14 protein-coding genes are annotated in these 22,587 nt (G+C 37.5%); all 14 read left to right on the top strand.

Annotated elements, in window-relative coordinates:
- Positions 1 to 303 precede the first annotated feature (303 nt).
- Positions 304 to 459, top strand: coding sequence for a hypothetical protein (locus ACRD7B_RS21205; RefSeq protein ID WP_430826668.1), 156 nt, complete (start codon positions 304 to 306; stop codon positions 457 to 459).
- Positions 460 to 746: 287 nt separating this feature from the next.
- Positions 747 to 3,824 carry a SusC/RagA family TonB-linked outer membrane protein gene (locus ACRD7B_RS21200; protein ID WP_430826667.1) on the top strand — a complete coding sequence of 1,026 codons (3,078 nt, stop codon included), beginning with the start codon at positions 747 to 749 and terminating at the stop codon, positions 3,822 to 3,824.
- A gap of 10 nt (positions 3,825 to 3,834) precedes the next feature.
- The gene (locus tag ACRD7B_RS21195; protein ID WP_430826666.1) at positions 3,835 to 5,430 is read left to right on the top strand and encodes a SusD/RagB family nutrient-binding outer membrane lipoprotein; all 1,596 of its coding nucleotides are present in this window, start codon (positions 3,835 to 3,837) and stop codon (positions 5,428 to 5,430) included.
- A gap of 186 nt (positions 5,431 to 5,616) precedes the next feature.
- Positions 5,617 to 6,558, top strand: coding sequence for a glycoside hydrolase family 16 protein (locus ACRD7B_RS21190; protein WP_430826665.1), 942 nt, complete (start codon positions 5,617 to 5,619; stop codon positions 6,556 to 6,558).
- 37 nt (positions 6,559 to 6,595) lie between these two features.
- The gene (locus tag ACRD7B_RS21185) at positions 6,596 to 8,983 is read left to right on the top strand and encodes a beta-N-acetylhexosaminidase (protein WP_430826664.1); all 2,388 of its coding nucleotides are present in this window, start codon (positions 6,596 to 6,598) and stop codon (positions 8,981 to 8,983) included.
- 390 nt (positions 8,984 to 9,373) lie between these two features.
- Positions 9,374 to 10,165 carry an endonuclease/exonuclease/phosphatase family protein gene (locus ACRD7B_RS21180; protein ID WP_430826663.1) on the top strand — a complete coding sequence of 264 codons (792 nt, stop codon included), beginning with the start codon at positions 9,374 to 9,376 and terminating at the stop codon, positions 10,163 to 10,165.
- Positions 10,166 to 10,206: 41 nt separating this feature from the next.
- Positions 10,207 to 11,961 carry a DUF4091 domain-containing protein gene (locus ACRD7B_RS21175; protein WP_430826662.1) on the top strand — a complete coding sequence of 585 codons (1,755 nt, stop codon included), beginning with the start codon at positions 10,207 to 10,209 and terminating at the stop codon, positions 11,959 to 11,961.
- Between the two features lie 117 nt (positions 11,962 to 12,078).
- Positions 12,079 to 12,807 carry an endonuclease/exonuclease/phosphatase family protein gene (locus tag ACRD7B_RS21170; RefSeq protein WP_430826661.1) on the top strand — a complete coding sequence of 243 codons (729 nt, stop codon included), beginning with the start codon at positions 12,079 to 12,081 and terminating at the stop codon, positions 12,805 to 12,807.
- Entirely contained in the window at positions 12,804 to 14,435 is a 1,632-nt protein-coding gene (locus ACRD7B_RS21165; RefSeq protein ID WP_430826660.1) for a LamG-like jellyroll fold domain-containing protein, read from the top strand. The genes ACRD7B_RS21170 and ACRD7B_RS21165 overlap by 4 nt, the downstream gene beginning before the upstream one ends.
- 17 nt (positions 14,436 to 14,452) lie before the next feature.
- The gene (locus tag ACRD7B_RS21160; protein ID WP_430826659.1) at positions 14,453 to 16,000 is read left to right on the top strand and encodes an endonuclease/exonuclease/phosphatase family protein; all 1,548 of its coding nucleotides are present in this window, start codon (positions 14,453 to 14,455) and stop codon (positions 15,998 to 16,000) included.
- Positions 16,001 to 16,018: 18 nt separating this feature from the next.
- Positions 16,019 to 17,212, top strand: coding sequence for a purple acid phosphatase family protein (locus ACRD7B_RS21155; RefSeq protein ID WP_430826658.1), 1,194 nt, complete (start codon positions 16,019 to 16,021; stop codon positions 17,210 to 17,212).
- Positions 17,213 to 17,292: 80 nt separating this feature from the next.
- On the top strand, positions 17,293 to 18,846 hold the full coding sequence (locus ACRD7B_RS21150; RefSeq protein ID WP_430826657.1) for an arylsulfatase: 1,554 nt from the start codon (positions 17,293 to 17,295) through the stop codon (positions 18,844 to 18,846).
- 9 nt (positions 18,847 to 18,855) lie between these two features.
- Positions 18,856 to 20,415: a sulfatase gene (locus tag ACRD7B_RS21145; protein ID WP_430826656.1), complete on the top strand. Its 1,560-nt coding sequence runs from the start codon at positions 18,856 to 18,858 to the stop codon at positions 20,413 to 20,415.
- Positions 20,416 to 20,483: 68 nt separating this feature from the next.
- Positions 20,484 to 22,505 (top strand): alpha-L-fucosidase, encoded by a 2,022-nt coding sequence (locus ACRD7B_RS21140; protein WP_430826655.1) that lies wholly within the window; start codon positions 20,484 to 20,486, stop codon positions 22,503 to 22,505.
- Positions 22,506 to 22,587 lie beyond the last annotated feature (82 nt).

Raw genomic sequence — 22,587 nt, 5'->3', positions numbered from 1 at the left:
GAGGCTTAAGTCCCCTTCAGGGGATTTAGGGGTAACAAATATTGAAGTTAGTTACAAATTATAAGTTTCAAAGATTCTTTTTTGACTTTTGAGACGGCCTCTTTATTTATAAAACTTTTTAAGTAGAATGCTTGTAATATTTTAACCTTAAATACCATTGTTTTTAAAGGCGTTTAATACATGGAAGTTATTTTTTTACATCTGACCTAAATAAATACAAGTAAATTCTTGAATATTTCGTGGATTATGAGCCTCAGCTGATGAGCCAATAAACAAGGTGGGTTTGACGGTTAAAAATCGTTTTTGTTTGAGCGAAGTGAGTTTAAACGATTTCAGTCAAACAACCGTAGTTTATTGAGTGAAGCAGGTGCAGCCTTGATTTTCTTTGCTTCCGTTTCTTGCATCAAGGCAAGAAATGAAGTCGGGTTTGGGCGAAGCGCCAAAGGAGAAGTTATTTAGGATCGTTCTAGTTTTTATGAATCCTATTGTATTACTCAAATTCTAAAATGTAAGGTCTAAAAATTCTTGATGTATAATGTTGATAATCAAAATATATTGTTTTAATATTTGATTCCGTCCCAATCGCCTTTGATTTTGTACAAAATTCAATATTGTGGACAAATTCAAAGGAGAAGAAGATATTCGTAAAGTCCATTACACGATTTCTTACAGACATTAGCGGTACAAAGTTCGACTTACTGAGAGGTCAACTTTAAAAGTATAATTACTAACAAATACTTATCTGTATGAAAAAAAATCGAACAAGTTTAATGTTGAAACAAAAACTGTTGTCATCTAATCTAAGTTGGCGCAATATCGCCCTCTTACTTATGTTATTATTTAGTATAAGTACGTTTGCTCAACAAGAACGAACAATATCTGGTACAGTTCTGGATACTGATGGAGAATCGCTTCCGGGTGTATCCGTAGTTATAAAAGGGACAGTGCAAGGAACAATAACAGACATGGAAGGTGGATTTAGTCTTGCGGTGCCTGCTGATAACAATGTACTAGTGTTTTCTTTTATTGGTATGGCTACTCAAGAGGTAGATGTAACTGGTAAGTCAAGTGTTTCAGTTACTTTAATTAGTGATATGCAAGGGCTTGATGAGGTGGTTGTAACTGCCCTGGGTATTGAGCGCGAAACAAAAACTTTAACCTATGCTGCACAAGAAGTAGGAGGTGACGAAATTACTAAGGCGAAGGACATAAACTTTATGACTGGCTTAGATGGTAAGGCTGCGGGAGTTGAAGTTCAGAAGAGTGGTTCAGGAGCCGGTGGTTCTACAAAGGTTATATTACGTGGTAACAAATCTATACTTGGAGCTAGTGAACCCTTATACGTTATTGATGGTGTGCCAATGTCAAATAATAAACCAAGTCAAGCGGGTATTTGGGGCGGATCTGATGGAGGTGATGGTTTAGCTTTAATCAATCCTGAAGACATTGAGAGTATTTCTATCTTAAAAGGTTCAAATGCGTCTGTATTATATGGTAGCCAGGGAGCTAATGGTGTTGTGTTAATTACCACCAAAAGTGGAAAAAGTGGGAAAGCAGTTGTTAGCGTAAGTTCTGGCATTACTTTCGAGAATATTCATGAGGTGCCTGATTTACAATATCGTTATGGAAGGATTTTTGATACGAATGGTAATCCTGAAAAGGAGAGTTGGTCAACATCAAAAGGGAATTACCAGAATGGATATGTTGAAGATTTTTTTAAAACAGGAACCAATTACATCAATAATATATCAATAAGTGGCGGTACCGATAATACGACGGCTTATTTCTCATATGGAAATACAAGTTCGAAGGGTGTTACGCCAACAAACAAGTACAACAAACATAACTTAGCATTTAAGCAATCAACCAAACTGTTTAAGGATAAGTTAACTGTTAGCTCAAATATATTGTTCTCCAATGAGAATTCTGAAAACAGAAACCCAGCTGGTTATTACACCAATCCGTTTTTGAGCTTGTATACCTTTGGTCGTGATGCCGATTTTAATCATTACCGCGATAACTATCAGGTATTTAATCCTGATCGTAACATGTACGCACAAAATTGGGTGGTTGCCAGCGACCAATTTCAATCCAATCCTTTTTGGATATTGAATAATCAACCTAAAAAAGATAAAGTAAACAGAGCTGTTACTAACATCTTGTTGAACTACGAATTTAACAGTGATTTGAGTGTTCAGGTGAGAGGTAATTATGATTATGCTATAAAAACTTTTGAAACCCAGCATGCTGCAACATCTGATCCAATTAATGTTCATGAAAATGGGGCTTGGGATTACAGACGATTTACGGATGAATTGATTTATGGTGATGCGATTTTAACCTACACAAAGAAATTTAATAACTTTAGTGTTAATGCCATTGCTGGTGCAAGTTATCAGCGTACTGTTAGCGGTATTGGTGTTCGTGTTTCATCTGAGACAATAGGTTTAAAATATCCGAATCATTTCTCGTTTCAAAACCTTCATCCCGATGTGTTAGTTAATTCAACCAATGGTGGAGAAGTCATTAAGCAAGGTGTATTTGCAAATGCTCAGATAGGTTATAAGGACATGGTTTTCTTGGATCTATCAGGAAGAAACGATTGGGCTTCAACATTAGCTGGTACAGGTAACGATTCTTATTTTTATCCAGCTATTGGAATATCTGCTTTAGTGAGTGAAATGGTTGAACTACCTAGTTTCTTTAACTTTGCGAAAATTCGAACGTCATATACTCAAGTAGCCAATGAGGTTCCTTTTAATATGGTTAGCCCAAATCACTCGATTACTTCGGCTGGTATTAGTCGTAATACAACCAAACCTTTTACAAACCTGAAGCCTGAAATGCTAACAAGTTTTGAGGTTGGTACAGATTTACGCTTTATAAATGGTCGCGTTGGTTTTGACTTTACCTATTACAATATCGATAGTAAAGATCAATTCCTAAGTCTTCCAGCACCTTCTGGTTCAGGATGGAGCACCTATTTTGTTAATGCAGGTCGCATTAAAAACTGGGGTGTTGAAATGTCTTTAAAATTAACGCCTGTAAAAACAGCTAATTTCACCTATCAAACAGAGTTTAATTATTCGCATAACAAAGATATTATCAAAGAAATTCATGAAGATTTTAGTGATGAATTGGCTCGAGATGATACCGAGGGTTATAAGCGAATTATCAAAAGAGACGGTCGTTTAGATGATATTTATGTCTTTAAATTTTTGAGAGACGATAACGGTCGTTTATTGCTTAACGACGATGGAGATCTACAGCAAACACCTGAACAAGAGTTGATCGGAAATGCCAATCCTAAATGGAACCTGGGCTGGAATAACAATATGACTTATAAGAATTTCTCAATGAGTTTTCTATTTACAGGAAAATTTGGGGGGAAAGTCATAAGTAAAACAGAGGCCATGTTAGATGGGTACGGTGTTAGTTCTCGAACCGCTGATGCACGTGATGCAGGTAAAGTTGTTATCGATGGTATTAAACCTGATGGGACTTTAGTGAAAGAAATGGATCCACGTAAGTATTATTCATGGACAGGAGGACGTAATGGTATATTGGAGCCTTATACATATGATCGAACTAATATTCGATTAGCTCAACTTACATTGGCGTATAATTTTAATTTGACCAATTCAAAACTACCTATCGACCAGTTAAATGTGTCTTTAGTAGGACAGAATTTATTCTATTTGTACAAAGATGCTCCGTTTGATCCGGAACTGTTAATGAATACATCTGGTTCTTTCCCTGCCTTAGATAATTTTGGTCTTCCAGCTACCAAAACGTATGGTTTTAATGTAAGATTCACTTTCTAAATTTAAAGCAATGAAAAAAATAATATACTTACTATTGGTAATGCTGGTTTTGATGCCTATAGCTTGTACCGATAACTTTGAAGAAGCAAATATCAATCCGGTTGAAATAAGCGATAAGCAATTAGAGCAGGACTTTAACCACATTGGATCGTTTTATCCAGCCATGTTAGAGTGGGTAATTGGTTATACCTGGTGGCATCAGGTTTATCAGAACTTGTCGAGTGATGCCTGGGTGCGTTACTTAGCACCTCCAACACCCTTTCAAGGCGGAACAAATAATACAACTTACAAGGTACAATGGAAGCATTTTTATTGGGATCGTGTATACACGCAAATTATGGCACCTTCGAATGAAGTGATGAAAACTGCTGAAGAAGGAGGGTATGATGTGTTTGTTGAGTGGGCCAGATTGATTCGTTTGATGTCAATCTCGAAATTGACTTTACAATATGGACCTGTTATTTATTCAGACTATGGTTCAGCTGATAAGACTGTTTATTACGATGCTGAAGAGGCATTGTATGATGAAATGTTTAAGGATCTTGATAAAGTTCATGCTGTATTTTTAGCCAATCAGGACTATAAAGGCCTAGCTCGTTTTGACGATAGTTTTGGTGGAGATATGTCAAAATGGATTAAAGTTATTAACTCTATGCGTTTGCGTTTGGCTATGCGTATCTCAAAAGTTAAACCTGATTTAGCTTTAGCCGAAGGAAATAAGGCTTTAAGCGCCGAAGGTGGTTTGATTCTTGAAAATGCTGATAATTATAAGATCGGTTTAGGTATACAAAAACATCCATTGGCCTTATTAAGTTTTGACTGGAATGATACCCGTATGAGTGGTACCATGGAATCGATATTGGTTGGTTACAAAGATGACCGTATAAGTAAATATTTTAACCCGGTTGAAGATTTATCTTTAGTGCCTGACCATCCTGAGTATCCATACAAAGGTATTAGAAGTGGCGCCCAAATTTCATCTAAGGATCAACGTATTCCTTATTCTACAGTTAACGATATTTTCAAGACAAAAACTGATCAGGAGTATTTCGTAGCCAGTGAAACGCAATTTATAATGGCAGAGGCTGCTTTGCGAGGTTGGAATGTGGAGAAAACAGCTCAGGATTATTATGAAGCTGGTATTCGTTTGTCTTTCGAAAGATGGGGAGCCAATGGCGTTGATGAGTATATACTTGATGAAACTAGTTTGCCAATTGATTATGATGATGTGATTGAAGAAGGTGATATTAATGACTTTACTAACAAAATTAACATAACAATCAAGTGGGATGATTCAGTAGGAAATGAGGAGAAACTAGAGCGAATTATTACTCAAAAGTGGATTGCAGGTTTCCCTAATTCTTGGGAGCCATGGGCTGATCATAGTAGAACAGGCTATCCAAAGCTTCCTTATAACTATAAAAATGATAGTGATAATGAAACTGGTGTTGTTGCAGATGATGATTTCATTAAACGCATGAAGTTCGTTCCTGATGAGTATACGATTAATCCAGAGGGTGTTGCTGACGCAACCAAGAAATTATCTAATGGAAAAGATGAAATAGGTACACGCTTATGGTGGCATATTGCCGGACCTAATTTTTAATCTGGTTAAATTAATCAAATAGTCCTTTGCAGATATTATTAGATAAATGTGAGCACATCAATTTCATAGCATTTTTTTAGATAATATATTGGACAAAAGAGGGAGTTAGCTCCCTCTTTATAAAACTTGTGTTTGTGATAGAGGATGTTAATCATCAATTAGTTGTTAGGTTTAATTACATTAGTTATGAATAGATTAGATAGGAGCCTGAATATAAATCGTAAGTTGATTTATCAGGTAATAGTGATGTTTATAATTATGATTGCATCCTCTTGCACAAGCAAACCATATACTCTTGAAGACGGATATATCTTTATTCAAAAAGAGGGAAGACATTTGAATAAGGAAAATTGGCAATTGGTTTGGTCCGATGACTTTGAGGTGAATCAAATTGATACTTCACATTGGACACGAATTGATCGCTGGACAGATGATGATTTTGGTATGCCCATAGAAGAATGGTATGCCGAGCCTGAAAAATGGAAAGATCATAGAAATCTGGATTGTTTCAGTTACGTAACTTCATCGGATGAGCTTTATGAAGTTAAGAATGGGGAGTTGCTTCTCTGGGGAAAAATAAACAAAGATACACTAGCCGACCCTCGGCCTTATTTGCAGGGAGCTGTTAAGTCAAAGGGGAAGTTTGCATTTCAGTATGGAAAGATTGAAATAAGAGCTAAGTTACAAGGAGCCGGTGGTTCATGGCCTGCTTTCTGGATGTTATCCGAAAAAAATATTTACGAAGATTTACCCAATAGGAATGGTGAGATTGATATTATGGAACGTTTGAATCATGAAGATTTTGTGTATCAAACTACCCATTCGTACTGGACTATTGGCATGAAAAATAAGATGAATCCACAAGGATATGCGACCACCAAAATTGATACCGAAGACTATAATATTTATGGTTTAGAATGGTATCCGGATAGGTTGGTATATACCGTTAATGGAAAAGTGAGTTATGAGTATCCCAAATTAGAAGGGGTGGATGAGGCGCAATGGCCATTTGATCAACCATTTTATCTTATGCTTGATCAGCAATTGGGCGGTAATTGGGTTGGAGCTGTTGATGCAGAGGATTTGCCAGCGCATGTTAGTGTTGATTGGGTGAAAGTATACCAATAACTTAGAGTAGATAAAGATTAATTATAGATATAAGATTATGAAGATTTCTCGTTCAGTCAGTGTTTTATCGTACAAATGGCAACTTTTATGTTTTGTGCTACTGCTTATTGCATCAAATAATTTTGCAAGTACCCAGCAAAGCGATTTGCAATTATTAGCACTTAGTATTAAAGAAAATCCCCAAATAAAAATTGGTGATAAAACGATTCAATATCCAAGTGTTTCCAAAGACTATCAAATTAGCTTGATCGGTTCCGATCGTGTGCAGGTGATAGATAATGAGGGTAATATTTTTCCACCCATGGTTGATGTACCTGTCAATCTGTATTATCAATTAATGGATCGTAAAACAAAAGAACGGGTTGATATTCCGAATATTAAAGTAGTAGTGCCTGGTGTTGAGAAAGTGAAAGAAGCAGGTAATGCCATACCGCAAACAATACCAAAGCTAAGAGAATGGCTTGGTGGCGAAGGTTATTATGCATTCAAGCAGAAAGGGAAAATTGTTGTTGATGCCAAGTGTTGGGATGAAGTAAAAAGTAAGGCGATTACCTTCGCTGAGGATTTAAAGTGGTTCAATAAAAAAAACTTCACGGTACAGCTAGGGGCATCCGAAAACGCAGATATATTTTTAACTATAAACAAAGAATTAACATCTCTTGGAGATGAAGGTTACACTTTAAATATTGATGAGCAGATTACAATTGAAGCAAGTTCGCCCCAAGGGCTTTTCTGGGGTACACGAACAGTACTACAATTAATCAATGTTTATGGAAATGAACTGCCCAAAGGACTGGCACGTGATTATCCTAAATACAAACGTCGTGGGTTTATGATTGATGTTGGGCGTAAGTTCTTTACCATTGATTTTCTACGTCAATATGTGCGCATCATGTCCTATTACAAGTTTAATGAGTTTCAAATTCATTTGAACGACAATGGTTTAAAATGGTATTTCGATAATGATTGGGATAAAGTATATTCTGCTTTTCGTTTAGAGTCTGAAAGCTATCCTGAATTAACAGCAAAGGACGGATCATATACTAAACTTGAATTTACTGATCTTCAGCGTTTGGGTATGCAATACGGCATTAACGTTATTCCTGAGATTGATGCGCCTGCTCATTCCTTGGCATTTTCAAAATGCCGACCTGATTTGGCCAGTGAGAAATATGGCGCTGATCATCTAGATATTAATAATCCTGAGGTATATACTTTCCTTGATGAGTTATATGAGGAGTATTTGGGTGGAGATTCGCCAGTATTTATCGGCCCTGATATGCACATTGGAACAGATGAGTACGATAAAAGTGAGGCTGAATCATTTAGAAAATTTACCGATTACTACCTGAAAAAAGTTCAATCGTATGGGAAAAGGGCTCGCTTATGGGGATCATTAACACATGCCGATGGTGAAACACCTGTTACTTCTGACAATGTAATAATGAATGCCTGGTACAATGGTTATGCTGATCCGGCAACCATGATAGAGCAAGGTTATGAGTTAATTTCCACCTCGGATCGTCACCTCTATATTGTGCCTGCTGCAGGTTATTATTTCGATTATTTAGAGACCGACTTTTTGTACCACAAGTGGGAGCCAAATCTTATTGGCGGGGCTGAGTTTCCACTGGGGCATCCTCAAATTAGCGGTGGTATGTTTGCCGTATGGAACGATTTAGTTGGTAATGGAATAAGTGAAAAAGATGTACATCACAGAGCAATGCCCGCCATACAAGTTATAGGTCAAAAAATGTGGCATGGTATTGACCATGATGTTTCCTTAATTGCTTTTCAGGAATTGGCTTCGAGAATGGATGAGGCACCCTTCGTAAATATGATGGGCAAAATTAAGCACAAAGGCGAGTTTGTCTTGAACTATGATTTTTTAAAGTCCGGACTTAAAGATTTATCCGGTAATGGTTTCGACTTAGCTAGTGAGCAAGGTGTAAAATGGCAAAAAGGTAAAGGTTATATTTTTTCCGAGGGACAAGCGCTTCTCTTACCTATCGAAGAAGTAGGATACAATTATGAGGTGTCGTTTGATATTGAATTTGATGAAGTACCAGAGGCGAAAACAACACTATTTAATTCCTCGAATGCTCAGCTAGTGATTCTCCCTTTAAATGATAGTATCCAGATTGGATTTGAGCGTGATGGCTACAGCTATACGTTTAAGAAATTATTCGAACATCAAAAACAGCACGCAATAACTATTAGTGGAGATAACAAGGGAACCTCTTTATTAATAAATAATAAGGAAGTTGAACGCCTTGAAGGCTCATTCACTGAGCATACCCGAGAATTAGGCACATCGAGCAAATTGTATAAAAAATACTACCAGCAAACGCTTGTTTTCCCACTAAAATCCATAGGCAATTTTAATGGTAGTATTCTTAATCTAAAGGTTAAGCAGATTAAGTAATGAATGGCCTTTTGCAAACACAATTATCAAACCTTTACCTGTATGTATAACTTAAATTCTGTCGTTATGAATGATTCAAGTTTCTATGGTAACATTTATTGTTGTCCACTTGGGGAGAGGTTAAATAATTGCCCAATGCAAAAGGTTCATCACCTCGATTTTAGAGGAAGGTTAATTTGGTTTCGTTTGCAAAGTCCAAGCGCGAAATTTAGAATAATTCAGCATCATTTGGATTGTTCTTGCAACAGAGGTCGAATTGGTAGCATCAGGTTAAAAGCTGATGATTTTCTCCATTTGAGAAGCTCGAGGTAGGGCAAAATAATATTCAGGAAAGTATTAATGTTAATAATAGTAGCTATGAAGCAGTTGATGTATAAATGTATATTGATCATGATTTTAAGTTGTTTTTTTAAGCTTAGCCATGCACAGAGTTTTGATACTTCGGAATGCAGGGATACACTAAAAGTGCTTTCTTTTAACATATACCATGGTGAGATATATTATAAAACTGACGCGAATTCAAAAGCTTCCAATTTAGAAATAGTTGCAGCGCTAATCGATTCATTAAAGCCAGATTTGGTTGCATTGCAGGAGGTGGATTTTAAGACCAAGCGTGTGGAAGGCAAAGATATTCTTACGGAACTAGCTTGTAAAACACAAATGGTACCAATGTTTGGTAAAGCAATGGCCTTTAATGGCGGTGAATACGGAGTAGGAATATTATCGCGCTTCTCATTACTGAAAACCGAAACTCAGGCACTAGCCAACGAAGAAGGCAAAGAGCCACGAGTTGCTTTGTGTTCATATGTGCAGACTGCAAAGGGTAAAAAAATTCGTTTTGTGGCAACACATCTCGATCATACAACTGAAGAATTACGTTTGAGGCAGATGCAGCAAATTATTAATGCCTATGCCAAGGATACGATACGAACCATTTTAACAGGCGATTTAAATGCCGTACCTGGCAGTGAAACCATGCAGTTGGCATTTAAATCCTTTAAGGCTACATCAAATCTTGAGGTTCCAACAATACCATCCGATAAACCTGAGCATAAAATCGATTACATATTAGTTCGTCCTGCAAATTGTTGGCGAGTAATTGAGAGTTCGGTTATAAATGAGCAACAAGCCTCGGATCATAACCCGGTATTTTCAATAATTGAACTACGGACGAAAAATTAAAGAGCACACACACTCATAATTGAACAGATAAAATAAGGAGAATGAACAAACTAATTATATTTAGTGCATTATCAATAGCAGTATTATCATGCGTTATGGTTTTGGGGAAGAATAATAAATCCATCACCTTAAGTGAGCCGGCGAACCCACAACTTATTAGTCCTTTTCAAAATTGGGAAGAAGTAGATGAGCCAATGGTTTCATGGGGGTGTAGTAATAGCAGGTATCATAAAAACTACATACCGGAGTTAGAGTTGAAGGATGAGTTATTTGTGACGGGTTGGAAAAACGAACGTTTATATGCTCAAGCTGTTGTTTGGACGGCAGATAGTATTCATAACCTTTCTGTTGAAGTATCTGATTTGAGCTGCGAAAGTGGGCATACAATTTTTGGTGGGGTCAATAGTTATTTTGTACGTAATGTTATTGGTGACGAATTTATGGGTGGTTGTGGTTATAAAAAGCACAGCTCTGAGACGTCTCACCTTATTGCCGATTGTTTGGATAATTCAAGTAACATAACAATGTCAGACAAATCCGCACGCGGTATTTGGTTTAATATTGACGTGCCTGTAGATGCCAAGGCAGGGCGATATCTATCTGAAGTAACCATCCTTAATAAGAATGATGTCATTAAGAAATTAAAACTTAAGGTTGATGTCATTAATAGAACATTGCCGCAGGCAAAGGATTGGACTTATCATCTTGATTTGTGGCAGAACCCTTATGCGGTTGCTCGTATTAATGAGGTGCCTTTGTGGTCAGAAGAACACTGGCAATATATGCAACCATTGTATACACGCTTGGCCAATGCCGGTCAGAAGTGTATTACTGCAACCATAACCAATACCCCTTGGGGTGGTCAAACATACGATGCCTTTCAATCGATGATTGAGCATAAACTAAAAAAAGATGGCTCATGGGAATATGATTATACTGTTTTTGATAATTGGGTCGAATTTATGATGGAACTTGGTATCGATAAACAGATAAATTGTTACTCATTGATTCCATGGAAAAATAAATTGTGTTATCACGATGAACTTGCTCAGAAAGATACCTTTATGATTGCTCCGGCTTCGTCCAATGAGTTTGAAACCTATTGGCGCCCTTTTCTTCTTGATTTTAAGGAGCACTTATGTGATAAGGGCTGGTTTGAAAAAACCAGTATTGCAATGGATGAAAGACCACTTAAGGACATGATGATTGCCGTTAACCTTATTGAAGAGATTGGTGGTTTTAAGATTTCTTCCGCTGCCAATTACGATCCTGAATTTTCGAGTCATATTACTGATCTTAGTTTTGAATCAAGGTATTTGCTGAGCGATAGTATTTTGGAAGATAGACGTAGCAAGGGATATATTACTACTTTTTATGTTTGCTGTAGTGCTGAGTATCCTAATAATTTCACCTATTCCGAACCTTCCGAAGGTGTATGGCAGGGCTGGTATGCTTATGCTAAAAACCTGGATGGTTTCCTTCGTTGGGCTTATAACTCCTGGGCTGAAGATCCGATGCAGGATACTCGCTTTATTACATGGCCTTCGGGTGATACCTTTTTTGTTTATCCGGGTAATATTTCTTCCATTCGTTTTGAGAAACTTAGAGAAGGGATTCAGGATTTTGAGAAATTAACAATTTTAATGAACGAGTTTAAAGCTTCGGATAAACCGGAGGCGAAGATTCAGATCCAGAAACTGGAAGAACTATTGAAAAACTTTGAGATAGCTAATATTCCGGAACAGGGCACTAAACAAATGATTCTGGAAGGTAAGAGATTGCTTAATAATCTCTAGAAACAAATCAGTTGTGAATTTCATATCAGCTAAAAAATGATCAAAAGATCCTTCCTAATTCTAGTTTGTTTGTGCTTTCTTTTTATGCAGAAGATGGTAGCTCAAACAATTAAAGTGATGAGCTACAACATTCATTACGGAATTGGAATGGATGGAAAGAAAGATCTAAGTCGTATTGCACAAATCATAAACAATTCGGGTCCTGGTATAATTGGATTACAAGAAATTGGTGATGCGGCAATGGCTGAGGAATTAGCCAGCTTAACCAATATGCACTTTGTATTTGGACCGTCTAAGAAATCCACTTCGGAATATGGTGATGCCGTATTATGTAAGTATCCCTTTAAATATGTGGGAAATACTTCTATTCCGAGTGCCAGTAGTAGCCGATATCAGGCTATGTGTGTTGATATTGATTTGTCTGAGTTGTATGGAGAAACTTGCTCTGTTCGTTTAATTAATACGCACTTCGATTGGTTAGAAACCCTTGCTTCACAAGTATCAAGAAAAGCAGCTGTTGAGGTAATAGAACAAGTTTTCTTTAAGCATAATATGAAACAACCTGCTTTATTAACAGGCGATATAAATGCTACGCCCTCTTCTGATCCGCTCAGACTTTTGTATGAAAAGGGATGGTTAAATGAGAGTTTGGATAAAAAGCTTTTAACGGAGCCGTCGCTTAATCCCGATAAGCAAATCGACTATGTGTTAGTTCGTCCTTCAAGTGCCTGGCAGGTGGTGGAAGTTGAGGTAATTCATGATTCAATGGCTTCTGATCATTTGCCTGTCGTTATGACCTTGAAGCTTGTTGTAGAATTATTAAAAACTAAACAATACACCCAATGATTCTTAAAAACCTAGTGCTTGCATTAATTATCCTTATTTATTTCGATTGCGAGCTAAGAGCTCAAGAAACAAATGAAAGGAGTGAACCTGTAATCGCCTTAGAGTTAAATGAAGAAGTACCTGATCCATCTCTTCGGGGCAATGATTCAATAGTAAATGGAATTGAAGGGAAAGCACTTTATTTCTCAAACGATTGTAATACAAAGGGACATTTATTTAAAAATTCCGACCAACTTTCGGAATTATGGACAGGTGGAGATTTTTCAATTGTACTATGGGTACAAACATCAGAAAGCAATAAGGATTTTCAGGTGATTGCTGCTAACAAAGATTGGAATTCGGGAGAAATAAAAGATTTTACCGATAATCGTTATTTTGGCTTTAGCCGAACCAGTGGCGTTAATAAGGGTTGGGCCATTGTTTGTCAGCCCGATGGCAGCTGGGCATGGAATATAGGTAATGGAAAGCACGATGGTAAAGAGGTGCGAGTTGAGAGTTTTCGAAAAGATTATCGACCAACGGCACCCCGTCAACAAATTAATGACGGCGAATGGCACCAGATTGCTTTCACGGTAAACAGAAATGCCAACGAGGCACGTTTGTATTTCGATGGACAAAATGTGGCTATTTATTACATGGGGCCGGTGAAAGATCTGGATTCAGGATTACCGATATGTGTGGGTAACGATCCTTTATATACCGATAACTCCAATGCTTTTAATGGAGCCATTGATGAATTTAAAGTCTATGATTATTTGTTAGATGAGAAAAGTATCGCTTCAAACTATTCTGATTACGTGCCGGTTGCTAAATTAGCTCAGTTATCAAGCAAGCCAATTGAGGAGCTTAATGTTATGACCTGGAATATATGGCATGGTGGTCGTAGGCATGGTCGTGAAATAGGTCCGCAGCAAGTTATTGATTTTATAAAAGACACCGATACCGACATTGTAATGATGCAGGAAACCTATGGCTCGGGTCCTTTAATTGCTGATCAATTAGGGTATTACTTTTATTTGTCGAGTGCCAATATTTCGGTAATTAGTAAATATCCAATAAATAAAACAAAAATGGCTTACCATGAGCTTTGGTCTGGCATATGCAATATTCAGCTAAGTGAAAAGCAGAGTGTTAATTTAGCTAGTATATGGTTGCATTATTTACCTTCAATAGGGCAGTCGCTTCAACAGAAGGATATTACTCCTGACGAATTGATTGCGGGTGAGTCTAAAACACGTCATAAGGAAATCAAGATTATCTTAGACAGCTTAAAAAATGAAATTGATATGGCAGATGAAGTACCTCTGTTAATCGGAGGTGATTTTAATAGTCCATCGCATATCGATTGGGTGGAAAGCACTAAAGATTGGCATTACGATCTGGCTGTTGAATGGCCTGTAAGTAAAATCATGCAACTTAAGGGATTTAAAGATTCGTTTCGTGAAATACATGCGGATTTGAATTATTCGTCTTCCACCATTGAAGCTAAAGATTTATCCTTCAGAATTGATTATATTTATTACAAAGGGAAATCATTACAAGCTGAGCAATCTGATATGCATTTTCAGTACAAAGGCATATGGCCGAGCGATCACCCGGCGCTTATCACCACATTCAAACTAAAATAATTCATAGAGCTATTGTTATGAAGATACCAAATCATAAACTCATTTACATTTTTTTACTTTTTATGTTCGTGTTCTGCGCTTGCAACTCTTTGGAGGAAGAAAAGAATAGGAAAGTATTTAATTTGGATTTCAATGGTAGCAAAGGTTTACGTTTGGATAAATCAAGCAAAAAAACGATCAGTTTAAAAGATGGTGTCGAAAACCAAGCACTGGATTTAAGAGATAAGGCTTATTACACAGACTTTCCCGATTCCAGCCGTTCCTTATTTTCAATGGAACGCGATTTTTCCATTGGTATTTGGTTAAAATCAGATCAAGTATCGAAGGATACAACGCTGATTTTAGCGAATACGGATTTTGCAGCACAGAAAACTGGTTATTATGGGTACAGGCGAATAAATAAGGGTTTTGCACTGTACAACTGTAATGGTTCGTGGGGGTGGAATATTGGTAATGGAAACCAAAACTTTTTGTATGAACCAATCGCTAATGATCAGCCAATAAACGACAAGGAATGGCATTGTCTTGTTTTTACACACAAGGCTGATAAACATGAAATAAGTTTGTATTACGATGGAGTTAATAGGGCCATTCTTCGTATTGGGGATTTAGTTTATAAGGATTTCATGAGTGATTTGTCCCTTTGCCTGGGTAGCGATCCAACTGTTAATTCCTCATATAATTCATTTAATGGGATGGTTGATGAGTTTACCATATGGTCAAAAGTGCTTTCGAAGGATGAAGTGAAGCAATTATATGGAACTTATAAAAAAACGATTCAAGAGCCAGTTAATGAGAGCGATGAATTTACTGTTTTGAATTGGAATATTTGGCATGGCGCAACGCATTATTCAAAGGAGAAAGATGGTTTTGATGGTATTGAGAGAACAATTGAACTAATTCGTCAATCGGAAGCGGATATTGTTTTGATGCAAGAGACTTATGGTGCCGGTTCGAAAATTTCGAGCCATTTAGGCTATTACTATTACGAAGCAGCCAGTTGCATTGGTGCTGTTTGGGGAGCCAATCTATCCGTAATGAGTCGTTATCCTTTGGAAGAAACTTATTTATTGGAGGAGAAATCAAATTATGGAAGAAACTATGCTTTTAATAATGGAGGTGTAAAAGTTCGCATGAATAAGGATAAGCGGGTTATTGCATTTACGAATTGGTATAACGGACAGAAACCGGAAGATTTGGAAGGTGCGCTTAAAGCTTGGTCTTCATTGATCAACCAGGCAGATAGTATGCCTGTGATTTTTGGAGGCGATTACAATTCGGTTTCCCATCTCGATGATGGTATTGGCAAATCAGGCCACAGCAAATTAATGACCGATGCCGGATTTATTGATTCTTATCGAGCCTGCTATCCAATTGTTAAAACACATCCGGGTTATTCATTTCATACCTCAAAAGAACGCATTGATTACATCTACTTTAAAGGTGCGAATTTGGAATTGCTAGATGTTCGTCCAATTATTCCTAATTTTAAAGGGAAGGGAAAGTTATCGCCTGGTTATCCTTCCGATCATCTTGGGATTGTATCAAAATTTAGATTTAAATAATGCTAAAAATATTGTATAATGAAGATCGTATATAAATTAGTTTCAGTTCTAACAGTATGGCTGCTAATAGCCACATCCATGTTGGCACAGAACGAAAATGAACAATTAGAAATAAGCCATGGGCCTTATTTAATCGAGCCTGGATTTGATTGCATAACTATTAACTGGACAACTAATAAAGCATGTCAGTCGTGGGTTGAATTTTGTGGTGATACAAATCTTGGAACGTTTCCCAAATGGGGTGGCTACCCCGAAAAAGTATATCCGAGCAATCAAGGATTGTTAGAGGCTAATACCACCTTGCATTCAGTTCGTTTGATTGGTTTAGAGCCTGGAACAATATACCGCTATCGGGTTATGTCAAAAGAGATTTTGCAATACAATCCCTACGAGGTGATTTATGGAGATACGGCCGCTGGTGAAATTTTTGAGTTTGAAACTTTATCAAATGCTGTGAGTGAATTTTCATTTGCGGCTATTAGCGATATTCACGAACGATCAAAGGAACTGGATAAGTTATTGTCGATGACATCGCCTGACTCAATTGCTATGATGTTTTACGTTGGCGATATGCTTAATTGGATTGGCGATGAGGAACGAATTTTTAATGGCATGGTTGATGTGAGTGTGGATCGTTTTGCCACAACAAAGCCCATGATATTGGCCAGAGGCAACCATGAAACACGAGGGCCAGAGGCTAGAAAATTATTTTCATATTTCCCACATTCAAGCGGTCAGTATTATTTTGCGTTTACACAAGGTGAAGTTCGTTTTATAATTCTCGATCCCGGCGAGGATAAAACGGATGATCACCCTGTATATGCTGGTTTAGTTGATTTCGACAATTATCGTACTGAACAAGAAAAGTGGTTGGAGAAAGAAGTTAAGAGCGAAGCGTTTTTGAAAGCAAAGTATAAGCTTGTTATGTGTCATATTCCTCCTTTTTCAAAAAGTACCGCTCATGGTGCCACGGACATCACAAAAAAGTGGGGAGGAATATTTAATTCGGCTAAAATCGATTTGATTATTAGTGGTCATCACCACCGCTATTCATTAATCGATTCTGATGCCAATAAAAATAATATGCCGGTTGTAATTCTTGGTCAGGATATGTTATTAAATGCTGATGTAAAAGCCAATGCAATTAATATTCAGGTAAACGATATTGAAGGAAATGAAGTTGATGCCATAACGGTAAAAAGTAAACCGTAGATGACACTTTATAGCGACTTATTAAGTACTTTGTCCTAAGTAATTTTAAGCTTGAAGATAAAATGTTAACACTCATCTCTATGGAAATTAAGAGCCTTTTTTTTCTATTAATAGTATCGGTATTTATAAGTGCTTGTAATGAGACTGAAATAGATCAGAAACCCAATATCATCTACATCTTGGCCGATGATTTGGGCTATGGCGAATTGGGATGTTATGGACAAGATAAAATTGAGACCCCAAACATTGACAAATTGGCTGCCGGTGGAATGCTCTTTACCAATCATTACTCAGGTGCTCCCGTTTGTGCACCATCACGTTGTGTATTATTAACCGGCTTACATACAGGGCATGCTATTATCCGATCAAATGATGAGTGGGCTGACAGGGGTGATGTTTGGAGTTATGATGCAATGATTGAAGACTCAACTTTGGAGGGGCAACGGCCGATGCCTGATAATACACTAACCATTGCTCAACTACTTAAATCGGCTGGATATAAAACTGCAATGACAGGAAAATGGGGTTTAGGAGCTCCACAAACCAATAGTACGCCAACAAATATGGGTTTCGACTTTTTCTGTGGTTACAATTGCCAAAGAATTGCACATACCTATTACCCGGTTCATTTGTATAAAAATAATACACGTATCTATTTGGGCAACGATACAGTAGCTCCTCATGAAAAGCTAGATGTGCAAAGCGACCCATATGCAGCAGAATCATACGAGAGGTACAACTTGCAATCATATGCGCCTGATAGAAGTTTTGACGAAATGATGGACTTTATTGCAAGCTATGAAGGAGAGCCTTTCTTTTGGTATTGGGCAACACCAATCCCCCACATGCCATTACAAGCTCCACAAAAGTGGGTTAATTATTATCAAAATAAGTTTGGTGATGAAGAACCTTATATGGGTGATAAGGGCTATTATCCACATCGTTATCCCAAAGCTGCTTATGCTGCCATGATTTCATACCTTGACGAAAAGGTGGGAGAGTTGGTGCAGACTCTGAAAGAAAATGGTACTTATGACAACACATTGATAATTTTCACTTCGGATAATGGACCTACTTACAATGGAGGGACAGAATCAGAATGGTTTAACAGTGCAGGCCCTTTCAGAAGTGCTTATGGATATGGAAAAGGGTTTTTGCACGAAGGTGGCATTAGGGTGCCAATGATTGCCTCCTGGCCAAAGAAAATAAAAGCCGGATCTCAAAGCGATCACATTTCAGCCTTTTGGGATGTGCTACCAACGCTATGCGATATTAGTGGTACTCAGATTCCTGCCGATATTGATGGTATCAGTTTTCTGCCTACTTTATTGAATAATGGAGATCAAAAGGAACATGATTATTTGTATTGGGAGTTTCCATCCTATGGTGGCCAACAGGCTGTGCGTATGGGGCCTTGGAAAGCACTAAGGAAGAATATTTTAAAAGGTAATCTAGACATTGAGCTTTATAATCTAGACGATGATCCACAGGAGAAGAGTAATGTAGCTAAGCACTTTCCCGAAGTCTTTAATCAAATGAGTAAAATATTAAGAGAGGCACATTCAGAAGCTGATAATTCAAAATTTAGGATGAAAGCCTTAGGTGATAGTATGGGTGGAGTCAACAACAATTAACTAGAAGTTATGACGAATTTAGGAATAAAATATATCACATTCATCACCTTATTTCTTTTGGTACTTGGCGCTTGTAAACCTACAGATGAAAAGGATGGTAAAGGTCAAACTAAACCAAATATTATCCTGTTTTTGGTTGATGACATGGGGTGGCAAGATACATCCGTACCTTTCTGGGACAAGGAAACAAACTATAATAGAATCTATCATACGCCAGGAATGGAGCGTCTGGCCTCGGAGGGAATGCGTTTTACTCAAGCCTATGCTACCTCAGTATGCTCGCCAACCAGAGTTAGTTTAATGACCGGAATGAACGCGGCTCGTCACAGGGTTACCAATTGGACTTTGAAGCGAAATGTTTCGGTAGATGGAAAAAGCGAGCTGATGGATTATCCGGATTGGAATATAAATGGACTTCAGGCTTGTAATAGTATTGAACACTCGGTGCATGCAAAGCTCCTTCCACAAATTTTAAAGGAGAATGGGTACTATACCATCCATTGTGGCAAAGCACATTTTGGTGCAATGGATACGCCAGCAGAGAACCCAATAAATTGCGGTTTTGATGTGAATATTGCCGGTCATGCAGCGGGTGGTTTGGCTAGTTACTTAGGTGAGTTGAATTTTGGAAATAAAAGCAAAGGTGAACATACAAAGCCTTGGGGTGTGCCAGGGCTTGAGCATTATCATGGCGATTCAATATTTTTGACCGAGGCATTAACCATAGAAGCCAAAAAAGCCATTGATAATGCTCTTGTAAACAAACAACCTTTTTACTTATACATGGCACATTATGCCATTCATATACCTTTGAATGCCGATAAACGTTTTTATCAAAAGTACATCGAGATGGGCTTACCTGAGTCGGAGGCTAAATACGCTTCAATGATTGAAGCAATGGATAAAAGTTTATTTGATTTAATGGAATATGTTGAAGAGAAACAGTTAAGTGATAATACGATTATTTTATTCATGTCGGATAATGGAGGTTTTAGTCTCAGACCCCGTGCCGGTGAATTACACACCCATAACAAACCACTAAATAGTGGAAAAGGATCGGCGTACGAAGGCGGCATACGCGTACCTATGCTGGTTAAATGGCCTGGAGTAACAAAAGAAAATTCAAGCTCTGAAGAATTTTTGATCATTGAAGATTTCTTTTCTAGCATATTGGAAATGGCAGGGATAGAAAAGTATAAAACCACACAAGTAGTTGATGGTGTATCTTTTGTTCCGATATTAAAAGGTGAAAGTAATACTGGAAATGAGAGAGCATTGTACTGGCATTTTCCTAATAATTGGGGACCTACCGGCCCAGGTATTGGTGCTACGAGTGCTATACGCAAAGGAGATTGGAAATTGATCTATTATTACAGCGATCAATCGTTTGAGTTATATAATTTGAAAAAAGATATAGGCGAAGAAAATAACTTGGCAGATGAAGGATCTGAAAAAGTTAGGGAGTTGGCGATAAATCTCGGTAAGTATTTACGATCGGTGAAAGCACAGCGACCCAGTTATAAGTCAACAGGCGAGTTAATTCCATGGCCTGATGATCTTATCAATTAATGAAGATCGCCTTATGATTTATTGTTAGATTTAGCTTTAAATGTTTGGTGTCGAATAATTATAGAGAAATGATGAAGATATTAATATCCGTACTTACAATCTTCTGTATTTATGCATGTTCGCATAAGCAGAAAACTATAAAGATTGAACCTGATGATTCGAAAGAAGTAATTATTCAAAAGGCTGTAAAGGTTCTGCCTGATGACAACCAGTATGCCTATAAAAAACTCGAATTTACTTGTTTTATACACTTTGGTGTAAACACGTTTACGCGTAAAGAGTGGGGTAATGGTAATGAAAATCCAAACATTTTTAAGCTTCAGAATTTGGATACAGATCAATGGTGCAGAACAGCCAAAGCTGCAGGTATGAAATTGATCATGTTCACTGCAAAGCACCATGATGGCTTCTGCCTGTGGCAAACGCGCTATACCAAACATGGCGTTATGTCATCGCCATTTAAAGATGGTAAAGGGGATGTTCTGAAAGAGCTAGCTGCTTCGTGTAAAAAGTATGGATTAAAATTAGGTATTTATTTATCGCCTGCCGACTTGTATCAAATTGAGAATAAAGATGGTTTGTATGGTAATTTAAGTACCTACACCGAACGTGAAATTCCGAAGAAAATAGAAGGGCGACCTTATGAAAATAAAACAACATTTAAGTTTTTGGTTGATGATTACAACGAATATTTTTTAAATCAGTTATTTGAACTTTTAACAGAATACGGACCCATACACGAAGTGTGGTTTGATGGAGCCCATCCCAAACGAAAAGGTGGGCAAACCTATAATTATCATGCTTGGAAAAAGCTGATTCATACCTTAGCTCCTGAGGCTGTTATTTTTGGAAAAGAGGATGTGCGCTGGTGTGGAAACGAAGCTGGGCAAACAAGAGATACGGAATGGGACGTTGTGGCCTTTGCAGAAGATCCAAATGTGGCGAGTCAATTTCCTGATATGCATGGTGATTTAGGCAATAGAGAGCAGTTGTATAAGGCAAAATACCTGCATTTTTTACCGGCAGAGACAAATACATCCATTCGCGAAGGTTGGTTCTATCGTGATGAGCTAAATCAGAAAGTTAGAAGTGCAGATGATGTTTTTGATATTTATGAGCGTTCAGTGGGTGGTAATTCTACTTTCCTTCTAAATATTCCTCCAAATCGCGAAGGATTATTTTCAGATGAAGATGTTGAGGTATTGGAAGAAGTGGGTAAACGCATACAAAGTACATATGGTGTCGATTTATTAGCAAAAGCAAAGGGTAAAAGGCAATTGTTAGATACAGATGATGATTCTTATGCAACTATAGATGAAGAAGAATCTTTCGTTATCGAATTAGAAAATCCTGTGAAAGTGAATCGTTTCGTTTTGCAAGAGCCTATCCATATTACGGGGCAAAGAGTTGAGCTGCACGCTCTGGATGCATGGATTAATAAGGAATGGAAGCAGGTGGCACAAACTACAAATATTGGCTATAAACGCATTTTACGCTTTCATGAAGTAACAACTTCAAAGTTTCGTATTCGAATAATTAGTAGTAGAGCCAGGCCATATTTGTCGAAAGTATCAGCACACTATTATTCACCACGTCCGCCACAGTTAAGTATCACAAGAAGTCTGGAAGGGATGGTGAATATTGAAGCAATGCAGCACGATTTTGGATGGAAAGCGCATGGAGTAGATTATTCAAAAAACTTAAATGGTGGATTTGTTATTCATTTTACAAGAGATGGCAGTGAGCCAACTCTGGAGTCACCTTTATACGAATCGCCCTTTTTTCTACAGTCTGGACTTGTAAAATCTTGTGCTTTTAGCAATGGAACTAGAGGAAGTATTAAAGAAGTTGAGCTAGGTATTCTAAAAAATAAATGGAGGGCAAAAGCTAGTCATTCAGGTAATAATAAGTCGTCTTTGGCCATAGATGCCAATGTTGAAACTTATTGGATTTCTAATTCATCGAAGCCCGAGTTAGTAATTGATTTTGGCAAACAAGAAACCATTAAAGGAATGAAATATACCCCTCCAACATCAATACAAGAAGGTTTATTAGAGAAGGGCAAATTGTTGATAAGTAATCACTATTAACCGACTAAAGTCGGGATTCATAAAATTCTCTTCTACAGCGCCCATTTATTGGGCGTTTGGTTTTTTATTTCAAATTAGACCC

The organism is Carboxylicivirga fragile (assembly GCF_050589805.1).
Taxonomy (GTDB): domain Bacteria; phylum Bacteroidota; class Bacteroidia; order Bacteroidales; family Marinilabiliaceae; genus Carboxylicivirga; species Carboxylicivirga fragile.
Note: the sequence above shows the minus strand (reverse complement) of the source record. Positions and strands in the feature narration are given on the sequence as shown.

Excerpts from the sequence above, each read along its gene's own strand:
- ACRD7B_RS21200 (WP_430826667.1), top strand. The coding sequence starts at position 747 with ATGAAAAAAAATCGAACAAGTTTAATGTTGAAACAAAAACTGTTGTCA.
- ACRD7B_RS21195 (WP_430826666.1), top strand. The coding sequence starts at position 3,835 with ATGAAAAAAATAATATACTTACTATTGGTAATGCTGGTTTTGATGCCT.
- ACRD7B_RS21190 (WP_430826665.1), top strand. The coding sequence starts at position 5,617 with ATGAATAGATTAGATAGGAGCCTGAATATAAATCGTAAGTTGATTTAT.
- ACRD7B_RS21185 (WP_430826664.1), top strand. The coding sequence starts at position 6,596 with ATGAAGATTTCTCGTTCAGTCAGTGTTTTATCGTACAAATGGCAACTT.
- ACRD7B_RS21180 (WP_430826663.1), top strand. The coding sequence starts at position 9,374 with ATGATTTTAAGTTGTTTTTTTAAGCTTAGCCATGCACAGAGTTTTGAT.
- ACRD7B_RS21175 (WP_430826662.1), top strand. The coding sequence starts at position 10,207 with ATGAACAAACTAATTATATTTAGTGCATTATCAATAGCAGTATTATCA.
- ACRD7B_RS21170 (WP_430826661.1), top strand. The coding sequence starts at position 12,079 with ATGAGCTACAACATTCATTACGGAATTGGAATGGATGGAAAGAAAGAT.
- ACRD7B_RS21165 (WP_430826660.1), top strand. The coding sequence starts at position 12,804 with ATGATTCTTAAAAACCTAGTGCTTGCATTAATTATCCTTATTTATTTC.
- ACRD7B_RS21160 (WP_430826659.1), top strand. The coding sequence starts at position 14,453 with ATGAAGATACCAAATCATAAACTCATTTACATTTTTTTACTTTTTATG.
- ACRD7B_RS21155 (WP_430826658.1), top strand. The coding sequence starts at position 16,019 with ATGAAGATCGTATATAAATTAGTTTCAGTTCTAACAGTATGGCTGCTA.
- ACRD7B_RS21150 (WP_430826657.1), top strand. The coding sequence starts at position 17,293 with ATGGAAATTAAGAGCCTTTTTTTTCTATTAATAGTATCGGTATTTATA.
- ACRD7B_RS21145 (WP_430826656.1), top strand. The coding sequence starts at position 18,856 with ATGACGAATTTAGGAATAAAATATATCACATTCATCACCTTATTTCTT.
- ACRD7B_RS21140 (WP_430826655.1), top strand. The coding sequence starts at position 20,484 with ATGATGAAGATATTAATATCCGTACTTACAATCTTCTGTATTTATGCA.